Raw genomic sequence first — 22,334 nt, 5'->3', positions numbered from 1 at the left:
TTATCTTTTCATATTAATAGCTTTTTGTATCATTTGATCGCTTGTGGTAATGCTTTTTGAGCTTGCATCAAAGGCTTTTTGAGTTACTATAAGATTTGAAAGCTCTACACTTAAATCAACATTAGATTGCTCTAAAAAACCACCTTTGAATTTAGCTGTATTAACAATCTGTCCATTTTTCATAATAAAACTTGCATCACCGCTATTTGCCGTTGCTGCAAAAATATTATCTCCCATAGCAGCCAATCCTTGCTCATTGATAAAATTATATAAAGCAAGCTTTCCAACTATGGCATTTTTACCATTGCTAAATTGCGCAACAATACTTCCATCATCAGATATATCATATTGTTTAAAAAATCCTTCAGCGACGCCATCTTGCTGTGTAACTACATTTTTTTCAACGCCTTCTTTAATATAAATCCCACTATAACCCGAACCAGGTTTATTAGCATCATAAGGAGAGCCTAAATCAATATTAATTGTTCCGCCATTTGGGTTTGCAATGCTTGTAATATTGTTTTGAAGCAAAGCACCATTTTTATCAAAAACCATATTTCCTTCAGTTGGATTGCCTACGGCATTGCCATTAGAATCATAAATTTGGGCAATGGCTTTATATTGTATATTATCGCCTTCTTGCGGCAAAACTCTTTCAAGTGTAACCCTTAAAGTACTTTTACTTCCATCTGCATTATAAATAGGGGATTCTAAAATATCTTTATTGGCTTTTTGTTGTTCTGTTGAAATTTGAGCTGTATCAAGCTTGATGCTATTTTCATCCAATCCTTTTAAATCAAGCTCATTGCTTTTAAAATTAAGATTTTCATCTAAAGTTGCTTCAAAGCTTTTTTTTACGCCATTATCGTCAGTGAAATTTAAAATGATCCTATCACCCACTTTAGCACTAAACACATCTTCTTTGCTAACACTACCGCTAACTACATATTTTCCATCTTCGGTTTTTGTAATGTTAAATTTACCAGGATCAAGATCTACTTTAACTACTTCTGTTGTTGTGTTAGTATTTAAACTTCCACTCCATTTTACATTTTGAGTTACTTGAGGAGGTAAATACATATTCACAGGTACTTTAATAGCCCCTTGAGAAGCAGTTGTGCCTATACCGAAAGAATTATTTGAATTTACGGTAAAACCATTATTTACCGGAGTTCCTGTGTTAAGATAATCCCCCATAAGCCCCGCAACCCTATCGCTATAGTTGATACCGGTAAAAGCAGGGTTCATTGTTCCTAAAACAAAATTTCCATAAGAATCTACCAAATATCCATTTGCATCTCTTTTAAACGATCCATTTCTAGTATAGTAAGCATTGCCATCCGCCCCTAAAACCCCAAAAAATCCTTTTCCTTGCAAAGCCACATCAAATTCGCCATCACTTGCAACAGGAGAACCCTGTTCAAAAACCACATTAGAAGAAGCTGATCCTGAGCCATATCCACCTTGAGCAGGATTAGTTGATTGAGTTGTTATGGTAGTATAAAAAATATCTTTAAATTGAGCATCAGAGTATTTAAAACCTGTAGTATTAACATTAGCTATATTATTTGCATAAATATCAATACCAAAACTATTTGTTTTAACTCCAGAAATTCCATTATAAAATGAATTCATCATAGCTTATGCCTTTTCTTCTTTGTCGCCATCTTCTGTAGATCCAGACCCAGAAGAATCTCCATCACTTGAACCACTATTTGAGTCTCCGCTTGAACCACTTTCTCCAGTAGATGAAGATGAGCTAAGCTTATAATCTGTTATTTCTTTAATTTGATCAAAAGGCACTTCTTTTCCGGCCATTTTAGCTATAGCTTGTCCATCTTTAAATACAATACCCTCTATAGGATATGTACCATAATTTGCAGTGATTTTTTCGCCATTTTTATTGTTATAAACCATTTTAACAGTGTACTCACCATCACCTGCATAAACCCCATCATTATTTCTTCCTGGCCACTCCATAGTAAATAGACCTTGAGAAATGGATTTAGCATCGCTTTTTTCACTGAAAACAAGTTTATTATTACTATCATAAATTTCTAGCGTAACACCATTTTCATCAGAATCTTCAGGCAAATACATTTTAAGAGCAATAAGCTCATCTGCGCCTGTAAGTTTGATTTTATTATCTGAAACAGTTGCCATTTTACCAATAGCCCCCAAAGCTGAAGTACTCATACTCGTACTAAAAGAATTGGAAAGTTTTTGCATGGTTTCAACCATTTTTTGCATAGTTGTATTGGTATTTTGTTGCATTTCAAGTGCACTAAGCTGTGAGGTTTGTGTAAGCATTTTATCACTATCCATAGGATCTGTTGGATCTTGATGTTGAAGCTCTATCAAAAGAAGTTTTAAAAATGCATCTTTGTCTAAAGTAGCATTTGGATTACTAACCAGACCGGAGCTATTGCTACTAGATGAATTATCCACTTTCGTATCCTTGTTGCTTGTTTGGTTAGTATTAGCAGTATTTGTCCAGTTAAGATTGCTATTCCAATTTGTTGTCGCCATGATAAAATCCTTTTTATATTAAGTCTTTTTTAATTAAAAGCAATAAGTGTTCCAACTTAGAAATACTTCGCTAAAACAAGCTCTAGATTGACTTTTTCACTTTCATTTTTTCCATCTAAAGCATCTTTAAAACCATATCCACTACGATTTTTTCCTTGATTTTGATTTTGCTCTCTTTTACCTTGATCACTAAAATTCATTTCAAGTCCAGTAAATCCCATATTTACAAGAGAATTTTTAAACTCGACTTGATTTTGGATAAACAAATTCATTGCATTGGTATTGGAGTTGAAATTAATATGAAGGTTATTACCTCTTTGTATCAAAGTTACTTCAACTTCTCCAAGATTATTAGGATTTAAAGTGATACTGAGCTTAGTAATAGGTGCTTTATATTGATCTACAGCCTCTTTTAAATCTTGTGAAAAATGCTGCAAAGTCTCTTTAGGCGTGATATTGCGAGCATTATTTTGCGTTACTTTATTTAAATCTTTGACTAAAGAATTTAGCTCATCTAAACTATTTTTATCTACATTTTCACTATGCGTTATTTTTGTTTGTTCTTGAGTAAAAGTTTCTTTATTAGTATTGTTATTAAAATTTGCATTATTCTCTTTGTTTTGAACTACTTGAGTTTTATTTAAATTTTCAAAATTTAATTTTTGATCAAAGAAATTTTGTTTTATATCTTTATTTTCTTTGTTGTTGTTTTTAGGCTCTTTATTTAAACTAAAATCTTTTTGCGTTAAATTTGAAACTAAATTCTGAGTATCTTTGACAATTTCTTTATTTGAATTTTTATCAAAATTTAAATTTTGATTATTGTTCTTTAAATTTTTATTTTGATCTTGTATATTTTCTTGATTTAAATTGTTTTTTTCTTGATTTTTATTTAACTCTTTATTTAACTCTTTATTAAAATCTTTATTAAAATCTTTGTTTAAATCTTTGTTTTCTTTATTTAAATCTTTAAGATTTGTAAGCTCCTGAGTACTTGCATTGTCTTTTAGCTCTTTATTTGAATTTTTATCTTGTTTTGTACCATCTTTAATCAAATCTTTAAGATTGTTATCTTTATTTAAATTATCTTGGTTTTTTTTATCTTTTATATTTAACTCTTCTGTTAAATTTTTTGCAAACTCATCATTTTTGATATTTTTTAAAGTATTTTTAACATCTGTGGCATCTTCTTCTATTTTTGATTTAACTTTATTATTTTTTTCATGTTTATTCTCTTTAGATGAAAGTATAGAATCTAAATTTTTTAAAGTTTGAGAAAGTAAAGAACCGCTATCTTTAGAATTTGTTTTTTGCGTAGAATGAGTACTTGTAGTATGAGTTGTATTTTGTAAATTGTGATTTAAATTTTTACTCATATTGGAAATTTTATTATTGATGATTTCTTTAAAAACATTATCCACAGCACCTTTAAAAAAATCAGCCTTATCTAAATTTGGAAAAGTTGCTTTAAGATCAAGAAGACGATCTACTTTAATATTTTTTACATTTAAACCCAAATCTTTAGCTATGTCCAAAAGCTCACTAAGATTTGATGCACCCTTTAAAGCATTAAAATTAGCCTCTGTTTTAATAAGACTAGAAAGCTGAGTAGAAAGATTTGCTAGTTTAACATCTGCTGTATCTGTTTTTAGTTTATCCAACAAAGAAAGAATTTGCATAAAAGAAGCAGATTCGAAAATGCTTATCTTATCACTCTCATCAAAAGCTCCTTTTTGAAGTCTATTCATCGCTTCATTAACAACTTCTTTTTGACTGATCTTCATATGATCAGGTAAAAATTCATTGGTTTCATCGATAGAATTAAGCAAAGAATTTAAAAAACTCTCTGTATCATCTTGAGTTGAATTTTTACTATCACTACTTTCATGTTCTTTATTTTTACTTGTTTTACTAAAAGAACTGCTAGTGGTAGAAGCTTTACTCGGCGTAAGATTTAAAACATCATTTTGCGGAGCTAAATTTGACATCACTTTTCCTTCAAAAAATTATTTTAAAAATTTACCTACCATTACATTAGGAAATTTTTCTTTCAAATAAGAATCTTCATATACTTTAATCATCTTATCTTCATTTAAAGCAGTTAAGATATTTAAAAGCTCTTCTAAATTTTTAGCATTTAAAATTTTCTCTAAATTTTCTTCATTTTCTAAAATTTCTGTAAGCTCACTTGAAATTCTTGCCATTTTTTCATTTTCACCTGATCTAAAAGTTTCTAAAAGTTCTAAAACTTGAAGCAAAACTTCATTTTTTCTTTCAGCTAGATCGCTTTTAAATTCAACAAAAATCTCTTCATTTAATGGTTTTGACATTTTAACTTCCTTTTTAAAATTTTAATTTCAAAAGTTTTTGAAGCAAGAAGTGTTCCAAGTTTTGATACTTTGTAGTTTAAGTTAAATTTTTGTATAATCTAAGCTTTTAAAAATTTAGCTTTGGAGAAGAAAATTTGGAAAATATTAGAAATATAGCAGTTATAGCTCACGTTGACCATGGTAAAACCACTATGGTAGATGAATTGTTAAAACAATCAGGCACCTTTAGCGAAAGAGAACAAATTTCAGAACGCGTTATGGATAGCAATGATATAGAAAAAGAACGCGGCATTACCATACTTTCAAAAAACACAGCGATCAATTACAAAGGTACAAAAATCAACATCATAGATACTCCAGGGCATGCTGATTTTGGCGGAGAAGTAGAACGCGTTTTAAAAATGATTGATGGAGTTTTGCTTTTAGTAGATGCTCAAGAAGGCGTTATGCCACAAACTAAATTCGTTGTTAAAAAAGCTTTATCTTTAGGGCTTAAACCTATAGTTGTAATCAACAAAATCGACAAACCAGCTGCTGATCCTGAAAGAGTGATCAATGAAATTTTTGATCTTTTTGTAGCCCTAGATGCAAACGATGAGCAACTTGACTTTGCCATAGTTTATGCTGCAGCAAAAAATGGTTATGCTAAGCTTGATCTAAACGATGAAAGTGATAATATGGAGCCACTTTTTAAAACCATACTTGAACGCGTTCCAGCACCAAGTGGCACAAATGATAATCCTTTACAACTTCAAGTTTTCACTTTAGGGTATGATAATTTCGTAGGTAAAATAGGCATTGCTAGAATTTTCAATGGGGTTGTAAAGAAAAACCAAAGCGTAATGCTTGCAAAAGCTGATGGCACCAAGGTAAATGGTAGAATTTCAAAACTCATTGGCTTTATGGGCTTAGAAAAAATGGATATCGAAGAAGCAGGAAGTGGAGATATCGTAGCTATAGCAGGTTTTGAAGCTTTAGATGTGGGTGATAGCGTTGTAGATCCAAACAATCCTATGCCACTTGATCCTTTACACATTGAAGAACCAACTTTAAGTATAGTATTTTCTGTAAATGATGGCCCATTGGCAGGAACTGAAGGAAAACATGTAACTTCAAATAAAATTGCTGAACGTTTAGAAGCTGAAATGAAAACTAATATTGCTATGAAATACGAAAGCACAGGCGAAGGTAAATTTAAAGTAAGCGGTAGGGGTGAACTTCAAATCACTATTTTAGCTGAAAATATGCGTCGTGAAGGTTTTGAGTTTTGCATGGGAAGACCTGAAGTTATCGTAAAGGTTGAAGATGGGGTTAAAACAGAACCTTTTGAACATTTAGTTATCGATGTACCTGAGGAATTTAGTGGTGCGGTAATAGAAAAACTTGGCAAAAGAAAAGCTGAAATGAAAACTATGGCACCAACAGGCGATGGACAAACAAGACTTGAGTTTGAAATTCCAGCACGCGGACTTATAGGTTTTAGAAGCCAATTTTTAACCGATACTAAAGGCGAAGGCGTGATGAATCATAGTTTTTTAGAATTCCGTCCTTTTAGTGGTGCGGTTGAAAAGCGTAACAATGGAGCGTTAATTTCTATGGAAAATGGCGTAGCTTTAGGGTATTCTTTGTTTAACCTTCAAGAGCGTGGAGTGCTTTTCATAGAGCCTCAAACTAAAGTTTATACCGGTATGATTATAGGTGAGCACTCGCGTCCAAATGATTTAGATGTTAATCCTATCAAAGGAAAGAATCTTACCAATGTAAGAGCAAGTGGAAGCGATGATGCAATCAAGCTTGTACCACCTAGAAAATTAAGCCTTGAAAGAGCTTTAGAGTGGATAGAAGAAGATGAACTTGTAGAAGTTACACCTGTAAATGTGCGTGTTCGCAAACGCTATCTTGATCCAACTCAAAGAAAAAGAATGGAAAAAGCAAAATCTTAATGGATTTAAAAAGCTTAGAAAATAATAGACTTTATATACTTAAACGCTTAGGGATCTTAAAATTCCTAAGCATTATCGAAGCCTTGCTTGTAGGCTTTTTAGCCTTTGTTTTTATAAGAGATGTCTTAATTGCAGTAATTTTAGCTGTTTTTGTAGGTATTTTTTTCTTTCGTTTTACAGCCAAAAAACTAAAACTCGCACAAAAAGAATTACAAATTGACGCTTTAAATTTATTTTTGCGTCGTTTTGGGGCGAAATTTAAAAAGCAAAGTTTAAGCCAAAAAGACTTTTTAAAACTAGAACTTACAAAGGATTTGAAAGAATTTAAAAGTCAAAATTGCTTTGAATTTAAGGATTTTAAAATTTATGATATTCAGTTTTTAGACGAAAACAAACGCTTTTTTTGCGGAATTTTACTCGAAATTTTAAGTGCAAACAAAAATCCTAGCTTTAAAAATGAAGAACAAATTTATATCAAACTTAAAGATAAAAACTTCACTTTAAATCATATCTTTTCTAAAGAAAATCATTATCTTATCGCTACTTTAAGCAATCCTTTCTTTATAGATATAAAAAAAGATTTAGAAAACAATTTCAAAAATCTAGAAGAAAATCTAAACTCTATAAAAAATAAACTATTTAAATAACTAACATAAAGTTAATATCATAAAATTTTAATAAATATTAATTATATACTTTAAAAATATATTACTTTTAGTAACACTTTAAAAATTTAATTTTATTTAAATTATTCTTATTATGCTTAATATTTAAGAAAAAATACATTAAAATCAATTTGAACTACAAATAAAAAGGAGGAAAATCATGAAAAAACACATTTTATTGCTTGGTTTATGTCTTAGTTTGAGTCTTAGCGCTAAAAGCGTGAGTGATTACAAAGTAGGAGAAGAATTAAGCGACAAGGAAGGAGTAGAGTATTTTAAGGAACTTTCTAAAAGACCTGTGCAAGAATGGCCAAATAAAAATTTAAGCATCAATGATGTTCCAAAAGGCAAGCAAGGGGATTTAATCCGTTATGGCATAAAGCTTTTAAGCAAGACAGAAAGCACTCTAGGACCCTATAGCAAGCTAAAAAAGACAAGCAACGAAGTAAACTGTATTTCCTGTCACATGGACAATGACGGCAATGGTTTACCAGGGACAAAAAAATATGTTATTCCATTTTTAAATGTCCTAAACAATTATCCAAGACTTGATATAGAAACGATGAAAATCATCTCTGTTGAAGATAGAATTCGCGGAATGGGCGGAACTGACTCTCATAGATTTCCTAATGATTCTAAAGAAATGAAAGCAATTTTAGCTTATTTTAAATGGCTAAAAGAAGCTTATGGTATCAAAGACGGCGTAAAACTTGAAGGAGATTTTTTTGCTAAGATGAATTTTCCAAATCGCCCAGCTGACCCTGTGCGTGGGAAAAAGCTCTTTGAAGAAAATTGTGTTGCTTGCCATGGCGAAAGAGGACTTGGGGTAAAAAATGATAATTACGAACAAGGTAGTGGACATTTATATCCATCTTTACTTATCTATCCTGATGGTGGACACATGGCTATGATACCATTTTTAGCAAGATTTTTAAAATCAGCCATGCCTTTTGGTGCGAGTGCGGATAATCCTATATTAAGTGATGAAGATGCACTAGATATAGCAGCTTATGTCAATACAGGTTTTGTAAGAATGCCTATAACCACTACAGAAAATCGTGCAGGACTTGATACAGCTTATAGCAAATCCCCATCATTAAAACCTGAGTATTTTGCCTCACCGCAACAAAATTTAGACCCTAAAGAATACATAAAAGTAAAATACGGACCTTGGAAAAATCCAAATCACTTCCCAGGAGAATGATTAATTTTGGGCTAAGCCCAAAATTAATCCTCATCTTTTGCTAAATTTTCAAGACTTTTAATCCCTTCTTCACCTATCAAATTTCCACCTTGTAAGTCGCTAAATATCGCATTTAAAGAACTCACTATGGCAGTGGAATTAAAACTTAGATTTTCTATAGCTCTTTCTCTTTTTTTCCATATATTTTGCAAAGCCCTTTTTTCAGCTTCTAACTCTTCTTTCATATTTTGATAAGTTTTGAGTATAAAAGTGATTTGCGTGTTAAATTCTTTAGAATTTAAGTATTCGTATAAAATGTGATTTTTTTCATCTTTGTTTTGCAGGGCATTTTTGAGTTTATAAGCGTTTATAATGCTTTCTCTAAGCACTGCTAAAACACCTTTGAATTCATTAAAAGTACAAATCAAAATTCCTTCTTTAAAATGCGCTTTTTCTTTATCTTTTGGCATAGTTTTTGTGATCAAAACCGCTATATCGCTTTTTGCAGCTATACTGTCTAGCTTAAGCTTATCAAGCCATTCTTTATTAAATTCTTTAGTGCGTTTGCTCTCATACAAAATACTTCCACAAATATTTCCAAAATTATCCTTTACTATATGCAGACAATCAGCTCCATTTACGCCCTTTGGCACTTCTTTTACTTCATCACTTAAATACTCACTTTGTATGTATTCTTCTATGAGTAGTTCAGCTGCTTCGCCTTGGAGTTGCTGTGAGCCTTGTTCTATCCTGCGTTGTGCGTCTTCTAGCTTTTGAGCTACGCTTTTAAAATTCGTTTCTAGTTCTTTGTATTTAAGATCTTGCTCTTGAGTGCTTTTTTGAAATTCAAGACGCATTTTTTCTCTTTCAAATTCCAAATTTTTGTTTTCTTGTTCTTTAAATTCTTTAAAGGCCTCTTCTTTGGCTTGAAATTTCAATCTTTCTTCATTTTCTTTTTGCTCTCTTTTTAGTCTTTCATTTTCAGCCTTTATGCTTAAAAACTCGCTAAGCTCTTTGCTTTTTTTCTCGAGTTCTTCTTGCATGATTTTCATTTCATTTTCATGCTCTTTGTTAAATTTCTCGCTGAATTCTTTTTGGAAATTTTGCTTTTGTATAAGAAGTTCTTGTTCAAATTTTTGCTTTTCTAAAAGAAGCTTTTGGCTTACTTGCTCGCTTATGAGTTTTTCTTGTTCTATCTTTTGAGTTTTTAAATCATTTAAAGCTTTGGTGTATTCAGCTCTTTTAGCATTTACCTCATCATCAAATTCTTTTTTTTGTTTTAGCATTTCTTGCTTAGCTTTATCTAAAATTTGAGCATATAAAGCAGTGCTGATATCGATAAAACTTCCACAACTTGGGCATTTGATTTGTTCATTTTGGTTTAAATTTTGCATAAAATTTCCTTAGAATTTTTCCCTAAATTTAACATAGAAAAACAAAGATTATTCTAAGATTGACTTGTTAAAATCATTCTTTTAAAATAATTAGGATTACAAATGCAAAAACACACCAAAATTCACGGCTTTGCCAAATTTAAACTTATCATTATCCTTGCTTTGATGTCAAGCATAGCACCACTTTCTACAGATATGTATTTGCCTGCACTTTCTCATGTGGAGCAAAGCTTTCAAACTAATTCTTTTTTAACCCAACTTAGTATCGCAAGTTTTTTTATCGCTTTTGCTTTAGGACAGCTTATATATGGGCCTTTAAGTGATATTTTTGGGCGTAAAATTCCAGCTTTGGTGGGGATATTTTTCTTCATCGTTTCGAGTTTGTTTTGTGTGATTATCGATGATATTTATGCTTTTATCGCTTTGAGATTTTTTGAAGCACTTGGAGGTTGTGCAGGTGTGGTTATCGCAAGGGCTATTGTCAATGACTTGTTTGAGATCAAAGAAGCTGCAGGAATTTTTGCTTTGATGATGGTTTTTAGTTCTCTTGCTCCTATGCTTTCGCCAACTTTTGGGGGAATTTTGCTAGAGTATTTTTCATGGCATAGTATTTTTGCGACTTTGTTTGCTTTGGGAATTTTGCTTTTTTTGATGATACTTTTTGGCTTAAAAGAGTCCGCACCTCATCTTAAAAACAAAAAATTTTCCCATCATGAAGCGATGAAAAGCTACAAATTTGTTTTAAGCGATAAACGCTTTTTGGTTTATATACTATGTGCTTCTTTTGCTTTGGCGGCGATGTTTGCTTATATCACGGGATCAAGCTTTGTTTTTACGCAGTTTTTTGGCTTAAGTGAGCAAAAATTTGCCTTGCTTTTTGGGGCAAATGCTTTAGGTTTTGTCATCTGTGCAAATATCAATGCGAGATTGGTTTTAAAATACGAAAGCGAAAAGATCTTAACAAAAGCTTTGATGATAATGTTTATATCGACTGTGATTTTACTTGTAAATGCCTTTTTTCACCCAAATTTCCTGCTTTTTGAGCTTAGTATTTTTACAAGTATCGCTATGCTTGGTTTCATCGCACCCAATACCACGACTTTGGCTATGGCAAGGTTTAAAGAGCATAGCGGAACTGCTTCTGCGGTGCTTGGAACGATGCAATTTGGTTTTGCAGGGTTTATCTCCTTCGTGGTTGGGGCTATTAACGCAAATACGCCGATAATCCTTGCTTTTGTAATGTGTGCTTGTGTGTTGGTTGCTAATGGAGTGTATTTTTTAACTAGGAGAAAAAATGAAAACAAATAATATCTTTATGGCTTTAGCCATAGTTTTGGCAAGTTTGATTCTAGCTTTTGGGTTTAACAAGGCTTTAAGTGATTTTAAAACATTTGAAAGAAGTGTAAGTGTAAAGGGTTTAAGTCAAAAAGAAGTCGAAGCGGATACTTTGATACTTCCTATAAAATTCACAAGATCAAACAACAATCTTACAAATTTATACGAAGAACTAGAACAAGATAAAGAAAATATCATCAAATTTTTAAAAGAACAAGGCGTAAAAGAAGATGAGATCAGCTACAACTCGCCAAATATCATAGATCGTTTAAGCGATCCTTATGGCAACGACACTCAAGCTACATACCGATACATAGGCACTGCGAATTTACTCATCTATACGCAAAATGTAAAGCTTGGAAAAAGCATACTAGAAAACATTTCAAGTCTTGCAAAATTTGGCATAGTAACGAAAATCGATAATTATGACATAGAATACCTTTACACCAAGCTAAATGAGATAAAACCTCAAATGATAGAAGAAGCAACGCTCAATGCTAGAAATGCAGCGATAAAATTCGCACAAGATTCAAACAGCCATCTAGGCAAGATAAAAAAGGCTTCTCAAGGGCAATTTAGCATCAGCAACAGAGATAAAAACACCCCTTACATCAAAACCATAAGAGTGGTTTCTACTATAGAATACTATTTGAAAGACTGATGATGAATTTTCAAGCTAAGCTTTAAGGCTTAGCTTGGGACTATGGAATTTTTTCGTGCGGTTTTTTGGAGTGAAAAAATACAAAGCAAAAGTATAATGCTATATAAAACACTAGTGGATTTTATGGTATTTTCTGTAATCTTGTCTTGATTTATAGTCTTTAAAAGTTCTGTATATTTTTCTCCTAAAACTTCCTTAGCTATATTTGAATTTACATCGTTTAATTTTAAAAGATTTTCTTTATTTGCTACTATCAATGCTTTAGCTGAATTTAACTCTGTAAAAGAAATGTTTTTATACTCTTGATTTAGGTTAAATTCTTTAAAAGAATTTTTTGCAAGATTTATAATGGCACTGGCATTTAAATCATTTAAACTTTTTTCAAATTGACTTTCATAAAGCTTATCCGATGAAAAAATTCCCGCAAAAGGATTTATAAGTTGTGGTTTTATAACAACAATCACAACTAAAAAGAAATAAACAAGCCAATGAAAACAATAAGATATAAAAGAAATTGAGTTTATATAAGGATACAAATAAATCAAAACAATCACCAACAAATAATAAAAGAGCAACGCAAATACAACATCACTAAATGAATTTAATAAAGTTATGGATTGTATTAAAAATAAAGCCATTAGAAATGCTAAAAAAGTAAATAAGATTAATCTTATACTTTTTAACTTGTGTTTTTTTAATGTTAGATACACAATTGCCATAACCAAAACAGAAAGAATCAACACTCCAAAAAACCACAAAATGTTTTGTTTGTCAATGCGATAACTTAAGTAGGTAATCAAGCAAACCAAACCACCAAACGCAACAATATTTAAACTAGCAAAATTAATAATTCTAGGCAAATTTGTGTGATGAAGACTTGTAACCCTGTAAATCCACAACAACAATACACTAAAAGTAAGATTAATAGAATTTTTATCTTCTGATTTAGTAGCAATAAACGGCTTATTCTTCTCTTTATAACAACTTTCTACCTCAAACAATAGTTCTTTCTCTTTCGCATAAAGCTCTAACTTGTGCCATTCTTGAGCTTCTAAGGTATTATTTTGAGTGATTAAAATATCTTTTATAACCCTGAAAGAATCTTTTAAATTTTTAGCATATCTTAATTTATGTTCGTTTTGAATTTTAAAAATCTCTTTTTCATCTTGTATTTCTTTGGTTTCGTTTTTATAACTTTCATCTTTATAATTATCTTCTATATATTGTTCCAATGATTTAAAATCTAGCTTATCTATATTGACATTGATTAAATTTGCAGCTTTTTGCTCTTTAAAATAACAAGCACTGAAATTTGGAATCTTATGAAACTTTACTCCATAAAAACAAGCTATATCATCAAATTCACACTCGTGAAAATCAGCATAACTATAAAATTCAGAATTATTAAAATAAGCATTATCTTCAAAATGAGTATTTGAAAAATTTAATTTTACTTGATTACCTTTATCTTGCTTATATCCAAATTCGCAATCCATAAAATAACATCTATTTTTAAATTTATTTTTCCACAAATTTATTTTTTCTATAGCACAGTTTTTTATAAAAAGATATCCTTCAAATTTGTTTTCTTGCAAATCTAAGGATGTGATTTTTTTATCTTGATTATCATGGCAATTTATAAAAACCAAATGATCTAAAAATTGGTTTTGATGTATATCTAAGTCATTATAAAACGCACACTGATTAAAAGTTAATGTTTTTTCAAAAATAATATTTTTTAATTTGATTAACAAGTTTTCAAAAGTACAATTGTAAAAGTATAGATGGTTTTTAATTGTCTCTATATTATCTTTTTCCAAGTCTTTTAGCTTAATTGCACATAAATCAATATTACAATTATTAAAAATAACATTACACGGAATACTTTTTATCTTATCATATGACAAAGATATATCTATTTTGCCGTCTCCTTCATTGCAAACCAAATACCATTTTTCATCATCAGAAAATAACCCATCGCTTTGCCTAAAGTCTTCTTTTCCTTTTATTTTTTCTATTATTTCATTTGTTTCTTTATGGCTTGGAGTAAATATATTTTGTTCATTTATAGATAAAACTTCAGACAAAATCTTTTTAATTTCATCTTCACTTTTACCTTCACTCTTATCAATTTGATGTGTTTTTTCGCAACATTTTTCTAAGGTATTAAGTATTTTTTCAAGTGTTTCTTTCATCATTTAATCCTTTCTATCTTTTTTAACTTGGCACTATGGAATTTTTCCTAATTGTCTTTATAAAAGAAAATGCAACAAAACCAAAAATTATTGTATAAATTCCACCAAACACACTAAGCGGATCTAACATAGCTCTTTTATCTGTAAAAATTCCCATAGCGGGGATAAGAATTTTTGGTGAAACCGCTAGAACCAAAAGAGTTATCACATAAGATATGATTATAAAAAATTCTCTCATATATTTTAGGCATAAAGCAAATCCAACTAAACCCAAATAAATAAAAAGTATCATAAGATTTACAAATATCATAAGTAAATAATTATCCTGTATGATAGAATTTATATGATGATTATAAAAATCCAATGAAAAATACCAATGCTCCAAAATAGGCTTATATCCAAGACTATAGTTAAAACCAACAACCATCGCAACGCTTGATATCACAAAAATCCCTATTACCAAAATAAGTGAATTTAAACTTTGTAAAATATCAGTATGATGATCGCAAAGCTTACGATAAAAGATAAGTTGCCACCTATCCACCACATCTTTAAATGTTTTGCCTTTTTTATTTTTTAATTCTATTTCTTTACAATAAAGCTCGTATTTATGAAAATTTGAAGCATCTAAAAGATTATTATCTTTTATCAAAGCACTTTTAAAAGTCCTAAAAGAATCTCTAAAATCATTTGCTGCTTCATCTTTTGGTTTGCATATATTTTCTATAGTGGTGTTTAAATTTTGAAAATCAAATTTAGCTTTTATATTTACTAGATTTAGACTATCTTTAAAAACAGATTGAGAAAAATTTGGAGCCATGTTAAAAGTAGATCCATAAAAACAAGCAGCGTTATTAAAATTACAATTATAAAAATTTACAATTGAAAAAACACATGAGACAAAATATACACCTTGTTTAAAAGTACATGTTCCAAAAGTGATATTTTTTATATTTTTTTTCCTAAAAGCAATTATTTTTTTAAATTTACAACTTTTAAAAGATATATTTTTTTCTTGTAAAAAATCATCTTCTATTTCTATGCCATCATCAAAATTTACCTTGAAAAAAGAAACTTCTTTTTTAAATTGATTGACTGATAAGATTTGTTTATTATTAAAATTTATATTCTCAAAGAAAACATTATCATGAAAGATATTTTTAAAATAAACATCTTCATGAAATTTAATTCCTAAAACAACATTATAAAAACACCCTATAAAAATAATTTTTCTATAAACAAAACACTCACTAAATTCTATTTCGGAATTTTCTTTACATTTAAATTCTAATTCTAGAATATTATTACTATCAGTTTTATCAATAATCATATTTTTAAAATATGCTTTTTTAATAATTTCATTATTAGAAAATAGAATTGCTTTTGTAAAATTAACTTTTTCCATTTGAATTTCTTCATAAGAATTGTTCATTAAAACAACACTATCAAATACAATATTTTTAAATTTAATATTTTTATTAAAATTACTTTTAGATATCTTAAAAGTTTTTGAAAAATTAATATCTTCAAAATAAAAATCACTATTTATATTAGTATTGATAATTTCGAATTCAGATTTAAATTTACATGTTTTTATATACAGTTCGTAATTAAAAATTATCTTTATAAAAAATGCATACAACTTTATATCTTCACTTGAAACTTCATTATTTTCATGATCGACTTCTGCTTTTTTTATTCCAAAATATTTAAACATGCATGTATTAAAATATAATTTTGGATAATGTAAATTTTCCTTAGTTGTTTTAGAATAAAAATCTGGTTTTATATTTCTTTGTATTTCATTGTTATCTTGATTTGCGCTAATCAATAATACTACATTTTGTCTACCATCTTTAAAACTTTCAAAATAAACATCTTTAAAACTACAATTTTTAAATTCTATGCACTCTATTTTAAATATATTTTTATCTATATCATCTATATGTATTTCATAATTATCTGACTTTAAAATTTTTACTTCTTGTAATTTATCATATTCTATTTTTTTTATTTTTAAATAATTTTTATCACCTTCAAATATTATTTCGCTAGAGCTATTATGTTTTTTAAAATATTCCGAAAAAACTATCGTTTCAGTCATCTTCCTATCACTCCTACAATTTGCCCCAAATAAGGCAATAAAGCAATAAAAACACTATACTCTTATCTCTTAAATATTTCAAAACAAAAAATATCTTTTCTTTCGCTTTTGTTTTATCATTTTCTTTTAAACTATCGATAACCAAAAGTAAATTTTCTATTTCTTCTTTTTGATTTTTATCTAAAATATCATCTGAAATTTTACTTAACTCTTCTAATATTTGATCTATTATTATATTTTGAGATATAGTGGCATTTGCTGTGTTTGTATTGTTATTTTTGATATCATTATTTATATTAATCAACTTTTTATCTTCTTTTATTTTTTCACTTTCATCTTTTAATTCTGCTAAATAAATTTCCATTCTAACTATCATTTTTTTAAACATTCGACCATTTTTAGATCATTTTCAAATGGTTTTCCAAGGTTGACACCACATTCAACATAAGGATAACCTATATAAAATTTTTCATTATATACCTTATCATAAATTGTTCTTATATAATCAATTTGTTTCCAACATTCTGATGGAATTTTTTCTTTTAAAATTTCTTTACTTTCACTAATATGCTATGTTAATTTCTCGATTTTATTTTGATTCATTTTTACTCCTTGTTTTCTATGATTTTTATTTCTTCTTCGGTTAAGTTATAGAGTTTATAAACGATGGAATTGATTTTATTTTCTAGTTCTTGGGTGTTTGTGTTTTTGTCTTGTTCTTTGGCTTTTAGAATTTCATCGACTAAATTTATAAGCTCATCGGCTAATTTTTCATTTTTAGAATTTATTTTTGGTATAGGAAGTTTTTCTACAAATATTTTACTCATTTCATAACCACTAACACCTAATTTCGCTCCAATTTGCTTAAAATAATAAAAATTAACATTAGAATTTAGCAATGCCGTTAAATATAATAATTCTTTTTTATTATTTGATTGATGAGATAAGATGAAACATTTTTGATTTAACAAAAAGAATTCATTGTCAAAAAACGCTATAAATTCCTTATTCATATTTGGATACACTATCTTTTCCCTTTCAAATTCTTCATAATAAGCGATATTGTCTTGAGTTTCAAACCATTTATTGCTAGTTTTCTTTCTACAACCTTTTTCTCCGCTTTGTTCTATGCGTGGTAAAAATTGAGATAAATATTGCTTTAAAGCAGGATATTGTTCTATATCGATTTTTAAACTTGGAAAAGTTCCTATCACCCAAAGTCCCGCCCACTCGTAACTATATCTTTTTATATCGCGTCCACGTAGCATTTTGCGCATAAGTTTAGCGGTGCGTTCTTTTTCGGCTTCATCTTTGCAATTTGCTAAAATTTCATTTCTTTTTTCAGTAGTGATGATAAAGGCTTCATTATAGCCTGTTAAAATTCCACGATATATATTAAGCCCATGCCATTCTTTAAGCGGAGTTCCTATGCGTTCTATCTTGGCCTTTAAGGCACTAGTATTCTCATCGCTAAAAGTGAAGCTTTCCTTGCTTAAAGAATTTTGCGAAAATTCTGCAAAGTCCTTATATAAGCCAATGTCATAAGCACAAGTTTTTAAAATTTCATTGCTTAGGGCAAGGTATTTGAATTTATTATCTTTGCTTTTTGATTTTTCAAAACAAAGTATAGAAGTATCCACTGTAGCACTATCAAAAACTTTTATGCCGTTTAAATCAGTGTATTCTAAAAACTTAACATTTTTAAGCAAAAATTCACGCAAAGCTTCCCCATATCCTGCACGCGTGTATTTGTTAGAAGTGATATAGCTCAATACCCCCCCCCTATCTTTTAAAACATTAAATCCTAGTTCATAAAAATAAGTATAAATATCGCTCGTGCCTTTATAAACCTTATAATTTTTAGCTAAATGAGGCTTGAGTTCTTTAAGCTCTTCTTGTCTTATATAAGGCGGATTGCCGATGATGAGATCAAAGCCTTTGAAATTTCCATCATCGTCCAAAATTTCAGGGAATTCAAAACGCCATTCAAAAGGATGTGATTTTTCTAGTTCGAAAATACGCTCATAAAGCTCTAAAAGATTTTTAAATTCTTTTCTTGCTACTTTTTCATCAAAACTGAATTCAAACATATTTTTAGAAAAAAAGCTTTTAAATTTTTCATCGTGATGTTCATTGGCTAAAAAATCGCCGTATTTTTTAGAATACTCGTTTGCCCCATTTGTGAGCTGTTTGATCTCTTTGTTAAATTTATCTTTCAAACAAAAATTTTTAAAGCTTTCTTGGAGATTTTTTATTTCCTTGGCAATGAGATTTTTATCTGTGTAAAAGCCTTCTTTATAGTCTTTTACTATGCGTTTATATTTGCTCATACGTTCTTTGATGTTAGGGTAGTGGCTTAGACTTTTGCCTGTTTCAAAGTAAGATACCAAAGAATTTCCGCATTTTATGTTTATATCGATGTTTGGCAATGTTTTAAGATCGTGATAAGTTTCATCATCAAAGCTTTGATAAAAACTATGTTTTAAAAGCTCTATCCAAAGCCTTAGCTTGGTGATCTCGCAAGAGTTGGGATTGATATCGACACCAAAAAGATTGTTTTCTATGATGTCTTTTTTGGTATGAAAAAGTTCTTGCTGGATAAGATGGGCTTTATCTTTAGGCGTACTTGGGCGTTTATACTCTATAAACTCGCCTTTTCTACCCGTGATGAGAATTTCATCGTTTTGCACTTCTAGGTAAAACTCTTCATCAAAAAGATTTAGCTCATCATAAATGCTTAGCATAACATTTAAAGCAGAAACCAAAAAATGCCCGCTTCCTACTGCAGGATCGCAAATTTTTATAGAGTTTAAAAGCTCTTTTTGTGCTTTTTTGTCTTCTTTTCTTAAAGACTTTCTTAGTACGCTTATATTTTTAGCATCAAGATCAAATTGAGCGTTGAATTTATCAAGCACAACTTTTGTGATGCTTTCTTTACACATATAAGAAGTGATAAAGCTTGGCGTGTAAAAGCTCCCTTCTTTGTAGCCATTGAGTTTTTCAAACACACTTCCTAAAACGCTTGAGCTTATGAGTTCTTTTTGACTTAAAATTTCGCTTTGCTCATCATCGCTACCAAAATCAAAGCTATCCAAAAATTCAAACAAGTATTCCAAAAGCCCCACTTGTCCTTTTTTAGCCTTGCATTTATCATCTTTTAGCACGGTGTTTTTATAGTAAAAAAGCTTTAAATCATTGCTTAAGTTTGAAATTTCAAGCGTGTTTTCTATGCTTTGTTTTTCAAACAAAGAAGAATTTAAATAAGGCAGATAAGCAAATTCGCTTTTCTTTCTAGTCCTTTTTTCTTTGGCTAAAACTTCAAAGAAAAGTTCACTAAGCTTGTCAAAATCAGGGATTTTTTTGAAATTTAAAAATTTCAAATTTTTATCATCATTAAAACGCACCAAATTTGACTCTATAAGCTTTAAAAACAAAATGCGATTAAGCCATAAGATCAAAAGTTTTAAGATGGTTTCAAAATTTTCTTTTTCAAGCTTAGAATTTATAGCGGTGTAGAAAGTGCCTTGCTCTTCTTTGCTTTCTTCACTTTTTGTGATGATGAGTTTTGAGTTTTGTTTGCTCTCATAAAGCCCTAAGATATATAAAAGCTCTTTGTAAAAAGCGTTGTTGAGTGAATTTGCATCGTTGGAGTTAAACTCACTTAGCAAAAAGTCTCTATGAAAAGTTTTAAAAATACTTGCTAGCTTTTTAAAATTTGATTTTTGTTTGTCTTTTAAAAATGTCAAGTCAATCAAAAAGCCTTTTAAGTTTTCTTTGGAATTTTCTATGAGTTTAGCTACTTCTTTATAGAATTCTTCGGTATTACCTTTGAAAAGCGAATTTGGATTACAAAATTCTTCAAAAAGTTTTTTAAAACTTGGATTTTTATAAAAAAGCTCTTCAAACTCACTAATTTTAAAAATGTAAAATTTATAAAAGTCTGTGATGATAATAAATTTTAAGCTAAAACTATGCTCTCTATTTCTAAAATAATACAAAATAGTCTCGTGTAAGGCTTTAGAATTTACCTTTGTGTAAGTGATAAATTCTTTTGAATTTGGCTTTTTAGCCTCGATGAAAACTTCTAAGTCTTTACTAAACTCATCTTTAGAGATAGCTAAGTCAATCTCACTTTTGCCTTTTTGCTTGGTTTTGATGTGGGTTTTAAAATTTAACATGGTTAAAAATGGACTAAGTGCATTAGCTACAAGATAATCTTCATTTTCACTTTGCGAACTTTCAAGTCTTTCTAAATACCGCATTAAAGCCTTGCTAAATATATCAAATTCATTTTGCATGATTTGCTTTTTGCGGTAGTATGGGTTGAAAAAATCTTTTTCATTTAGCAAAGTGAAATGCATTTTTAACCTTTATAAAAAATATTTTATATTTTACCAAATTTTACTTTTATATAAAATTTTTTTAAGAATTTAATATATCATTAATATCTTTATATACTTGCTGTATAGGTTTTTTAATAAAAAAATCATTTAAAATTTGAATAAAATCTTTTTTAGAATTTTGATTTTCAATCAACCAATGAATAAAAGCGTATTCTCCTTCTAATTTTTCATTGTTTATTAATTTATCACAATAATAGTGATTTTGATATTTTCTAACATTTTCTTCTTTTACATCTTTAAATAATTTTAAACATTCTTTATATTTTTCATTTTCTATATCTTCTTCATCATCGTTTGAAATTTCAAATGTCAAACCAATAGTATCATAGTAATTTTTTTTAAAATAAATATATATACATGGATATATGCTTTCATTCTTATAATCCATAGGATAAAATATAAATACACCATGATTAACACGATTTTCTTCTATTTTATTGCCGATAAAAGTTATATCACCTATTTTAATTTCCTTATGTTTAAAACTATCAAAAAATTCTTCTATTATATATTCGCAGATGTTGCTCCATTTATGCTGGATGATACTTTTGGCTTTCTTATATTTTTCTTCATTTAAATTTTTAAGCTCTGATTTATTTTTGTTATATCTATATAAAATCATAGCATTTTTTAAATTTTGCATTTTTATATTGTCTTGAAAAATAAATTCTAATACATCATCTCTTTGAGTATACTCATCTGTCATATACCATTGTAAAATACTTTTGTATTGATTTAGAGTAAAAATAATGTTTTGTATATCAAGAATAAATTTTTGATCTTTGGTTGACTTTTCTTCATATGTTTTTATACACTCATCAATCCATTCCTTAATCCATATGTAATCCATCTTCAAATAATAGCTAACATTATTTTCATTTTTATCTTTAATCAAATTTGTCTTTATTGTAAAATTTTCCAAACTATCATCACTAGGACTAATACACTCATCTTGATGCAAATATATAGTCAATATGTTTTTATAACATTCTTTTATATTTTTGATATTTTTTCTTACAAAATTAATATAATCTTTCAATTGATTTTTTTGATCTTTTGCATAAATTTTATTTTCTATTATGATATATCTTTTATCACTTAATGTTATTAAAATATCTATCCTTCTATTATCTTTTATGCAGGCTTCTGTTTCTACACTTTCTATATCTTCTATGTTTAAATTTTCAAATTTGGTATTTACTAAACTCTTACCAAGTTTTTCTAAAAATACCTTTGCAAAATTTTTTTGATAATGATCCTTATTTATATCAATTAAATAAGCTATAAATTTAGAATGATAATTTTCTTTTGTTTCAATATTCAAAGCCTCAAATATATTTATATCACTCAAACCATTGTTCGCATCTTTTTCAAATTTAATATCTTCTTCAAGCAATCTTTCAATAAATTTTTCCATATATCACTTTCTAAATTTTATACAATTTTACATGTAAATAAATTTTTAATTACAAACTAAAAAACTGATTATTAATTTTATAGGCAAGTTAAGTAGAATTAACAAGTCCGCAATGAGCTACTTTCCCCCTGCCAGTAAGGCGTAGTATCATCACCCACGATGTGCTTAGCTTCTT

The 22,334-nt window shown here is 29.0% G+C and carries 15 protein-coding genes; 5 read left to right on the top strand and 10 right to left on the bottom strand.

The window, feature by feature from the left end; genetic code table 11:
• The 4 genes from ELQ11_RS05605 to ELQ11_RS05590 are packed head-to-tail and all read right to left on the bottom strand — an operon-like array spanning position 1 to position 4,859.
• On the bottom strand, positions 1-1,638 hold the full coding sequence (locus tag ELQ11_RS05605; RefSeq protein ID WP_070252756.1) for a flagellar hook protein FlgE: 1,638 nt from the start codon (positions 1,636-1,638) through the stop codon (positions 1-3).
• Between the two features lie 3 nt (positions 1,639-1,641).
• Entirely contained in the window at positions 1,642-2,529 is an 888-nt protein-coding gene (locus tag ELQ11_RS05600) for a flagellar basal body rod modification protein (protein WP_134225193.1), read from the bottom strand.
• 56 nt (positions 2,530-2,585) lie between these two features.
• The gene (locus tag ELQ11_RS05595; protein WP_134225192.1) at positions 2,586-4,520 is read right to left on the bottom strand and encodes a flagellar hook-length control protein FliK; all 1,935 of its coding nucleotides are present in this window, start codon (positions 4,518-4,520) and stop codon (positions 2,586-2,588) included.
• Positions 4,521-4,535: 15 nt separating this feature from the next.
• Positions 4,536-4,859 carry a hypothetical protein gene (locus ELQ11_RS05590; protein WP_126231788.1) on the bottom strand — a complete coding sequence of 108 codons (324 nt, stop codon included), beginning with the start codon at positions 4,857-4,859 and terminating at the stop codon, positions 4,536-4,538.
• Positions 4,860-4,993: 134 nt separating this feature from the next.
• Between ELQ11_RS05590 and typA the strand changes: the two genes are divergently transcribed.
• The 3 genes from typA to ELQ11_RS05575 all read left to right on the top strand — a co-directional run bounded on the left by typA (position 4,994) and on the right by ELQ11_RS05575 (position 8,671).
• Entirely contained in the window at positions 4,994-6,802 is a 1,809-nt protein-coding gene (gene typA / locus ELQ11_RS05585; protein WP_002799607.1) for a translational GTPase TypA, read from the top strand.
• Positions 6,802-7,449 (top strand): poly(A) polymerase, encoded by a 648-nt coding sequence (locus tag ELQ11_RS05580; protein WP_126233082.1) that lies wholly within the window; start codon positions 6,802-6,804, stop codon positions 7,447-7,449. Before typA ends, ELQ11_RS05580 begins: the two co-directional genes overlap by 1 nt.
• 178 nt (positions 7,450-7,627) lie before the next feature.
• Positions 7,628-8,671: a c-type cytochrome gene (locus tag ELQ11_RS05575; protein ID WP_002871423.1), complete on the top strand. Its 1,044-nt coding sequence runs from the start codon at positions 7,628-7,630 to the stop codon at positions 8,669-8,671.
• A gap of 23 nt (positions 8,672-8,694) precedes the next feature.
• On the opposite strand, the gene ELQ11_RS05570 is transcribed toward ELQ11_RS05575, so the two are convergent.
• The gene (locus ELQ11_RS05570; protein ID WP_134225191.1) at positions 8,695-10,044 is read right to left on the bottom strand and encodes a DUF2130 domain-containing protein; all 1,350 of its coding nucleotides are present in this window, start codon (positions 10,042-10,044) and stop codon (positions 8,695-8,697) included.
• 102 nt (positions 10,045-10,146) lie between these two features.
• Between ELQ11_RS05570 and ELQ11_RS05565 the strand changes: the two genes are divergently transcribed.
• Both ELQ11_RS05565 and ELQ11_RS05560 read left to right on the top strand, forming a co-directional pair.
• Positions 10,147-11,352, top strand: a complete 1,206-nt coding sequence (locus tag ELQ11_RS05565; protein ID WP_134225190.1) for a multidrug effflux MFS transporter — start codon at positions 10,147-10,149, stop codon at positions 11,350-11,352.
• Complete coding sequence (locus ELQ11_RS05560) at positions 11,339-12,040, top strand: SIMPL domain-containing protein (protein ID WP_126262490.1); 702 nt, start codon at positions 11,339-11,341, stop codon at positions 12,038-12,040. Before ELQ11_RS05565 ends, ELQ11_RS05560 begins: the two co-directional genes overlap by 14 nt.
• 29 nt (positions 12,041-12,069) lie before the next feature.
• Here the strand turns inward: ELQ11_RS05560 and ELQ11_RS05555 are convergent, their stop codons facing one another.
• The 5 genes from ELQ11_RS05555 to ELQ11_RS05535 all read right to left on the bottom strand — a co-directional run bounded on the left by ELQ11_RS05555 (position 12,070) and on the right by ELQ11_RS05535 (position 22,159).
• Complete coding sequence (locus ELQ11_RS05555) at positions 12,070-14,238, bottom strand: hypothetical protein (protein ID WP_162844284.1); 2,169 nt, start codon at positions 14,236-14,238, stop codon at positions 12,070-12,072.
• Between the two features lie 19 nt (positions 14,239-14,257).
• Positions 14,258-16,339 (bottom strand): pentapeptide repeat-containing protein, encoded by a 2,082-nt coding sequence (locus ELQ11_RS10305; RefSeq protein WP_243833539.1) that lies wholly within the window; start codon positions 16,337-16,339, stop codon positions 14,258-14,260.
• Between the two features lie 13 nt (positions 16,340-16,352).
• Positions 16,353-16,715, bottom strand: a complete 363-nt coding sequence (locus tag ELQ11_RS05545) for a hypothetical protein (RefSeq protein ID WP_134225189.1) — start codon at positions 16,713-16,715, stop codon at positions 16,353-16,355.
• 229 nt (positions 16,716-16,944) lie between these two features.
• A complete protein-coding gene (locus tag ELQ11_RS05540) occupies positions 16,945-20,700 on the bottom strand; it encodes a class I SAM-dependent DNA methyltransferase (RefSeq protein ID WP_134225188.1) in 3,756 nt (1,251 codons plus the stop codon).
• Positions 20,701-20,761: 61 nt separating this feature from the next.
• Complete coding sequence (locus tag ELQ11_RS05535) at positions 20,762-22,159, bottom strand: PD-(D/E)XK nuclease family protein (protein WP_074487279.1); 1,398 nt, start codon at positions 22,157-22,159, stop codon at positions 20,762-20,764.
• Between the last annotated feature and the right edge of the window lie 175 nt (positions 22,160-22,334).

Origin of the sequence: Campylobacter sp. US50a (genome assembly GCF_004379015.1) — a bacterium.
In the GTDB taxonomy this organism is placed as follows: Bacteria; Campylobacterota; Campylobacteria; order Campylobacterales; family Campylobacteraceae; genus Campylobacter_D; species Campylobacter_D jejuni.
The sequence above is the reverse complement of the archived record's forward strand: the minus strand, read 5'-3'. Positions and strand labels throughout refer to the sequence as shown.

Coding starts and splice junctions, on each gene's coding strand:
- ELQ11_RS05605 (WP_070252756.1), bottom strand. CDS start 1,638: ATGATGAATTCATTTTATAATGGAATTTCTGGAGTTAAAACAAATAGT.
- ELQ11_RS05600 (WP_134225193.1), bottom strand. CDS start 2,529: ATGGCGACAACAAATTGGAATAGCAATCTTAACTGGACAAATACTGCT.
- ELQ11_RS05590 (WP_126231788.1), bottom strand. CDS start 4,859: ATGTCAAAACCATTAAATGAAGAGATTTTTGTTGAATTTAAAAGCGAT.
- ELQ11_RS05580 (WP_126233082.1), top strand. CDS start 6,802: ATGGATTTAAAAAGCTTAGAAAATAATAGACTTTATATACTTAAACGC.
- ELQ11_RS05575 (WP_002871423.1), top strand. CDS start 7,628: ATGAAAAAACACATTTTATTGCTTGGTTTATGTCTTAGTTTGAGTCTT.
- ELQ11_RS05570 (WP_134225191.1), bottom strand. CDS start 10,044: ATGCAAAATTTAAACCAAAATGAACAAATCAAATGCCCAAGTTGTGGA.
- ELQ11_RS05565 (WP_134225190.1), top strand. CDS start 10,147: ATGCAAAAACACACCAAAATTCACGGCTTTGCCAAATTTAAACTTATC.
- ELQ11_RS05560 (WP_126262490.1), top strand. CDS start 11,339: ATGAAAACAAATAATATCTTTATGGCTTTAGCCATAGTTTTGGCAAGT.
- ELQ11_RS05555 (WP_162844284.1), bottom strand. CDS start 14,238: ATGATGAAAGAAACACTTGAAAAAATACTTAATACCTTAGAAAAATGT.
- ELQ11_RS10305 (WP_243833539.1), bottom strand. CDS start 16,339: ATGACTGAAACGATAGTTTTTTCGGAATATTTTAAAAAACATAATAGC.
- ELQ11_RS05545 (WP_134225189.1), bottom strand. CDS start 16,715: ATGATAGTTAGAATGGAAATTTATTTAGCAGAATTAAAAGATGAAAGT.
- ELQ11_RS05540 (WP_134225188.1), bottom strand. CDS start 20,700: ATGCATTTCACTTTGCTAAATGAAAAAGATTTTTTCAACCCATACTAC.
- ELQ11_RS05535 (WP_074487279.1), bottom strand. CDS start 22,159: ATGGAAAAATTTATTGAAAGATTGCTTGAAGAAGATATTAAATTTGAA.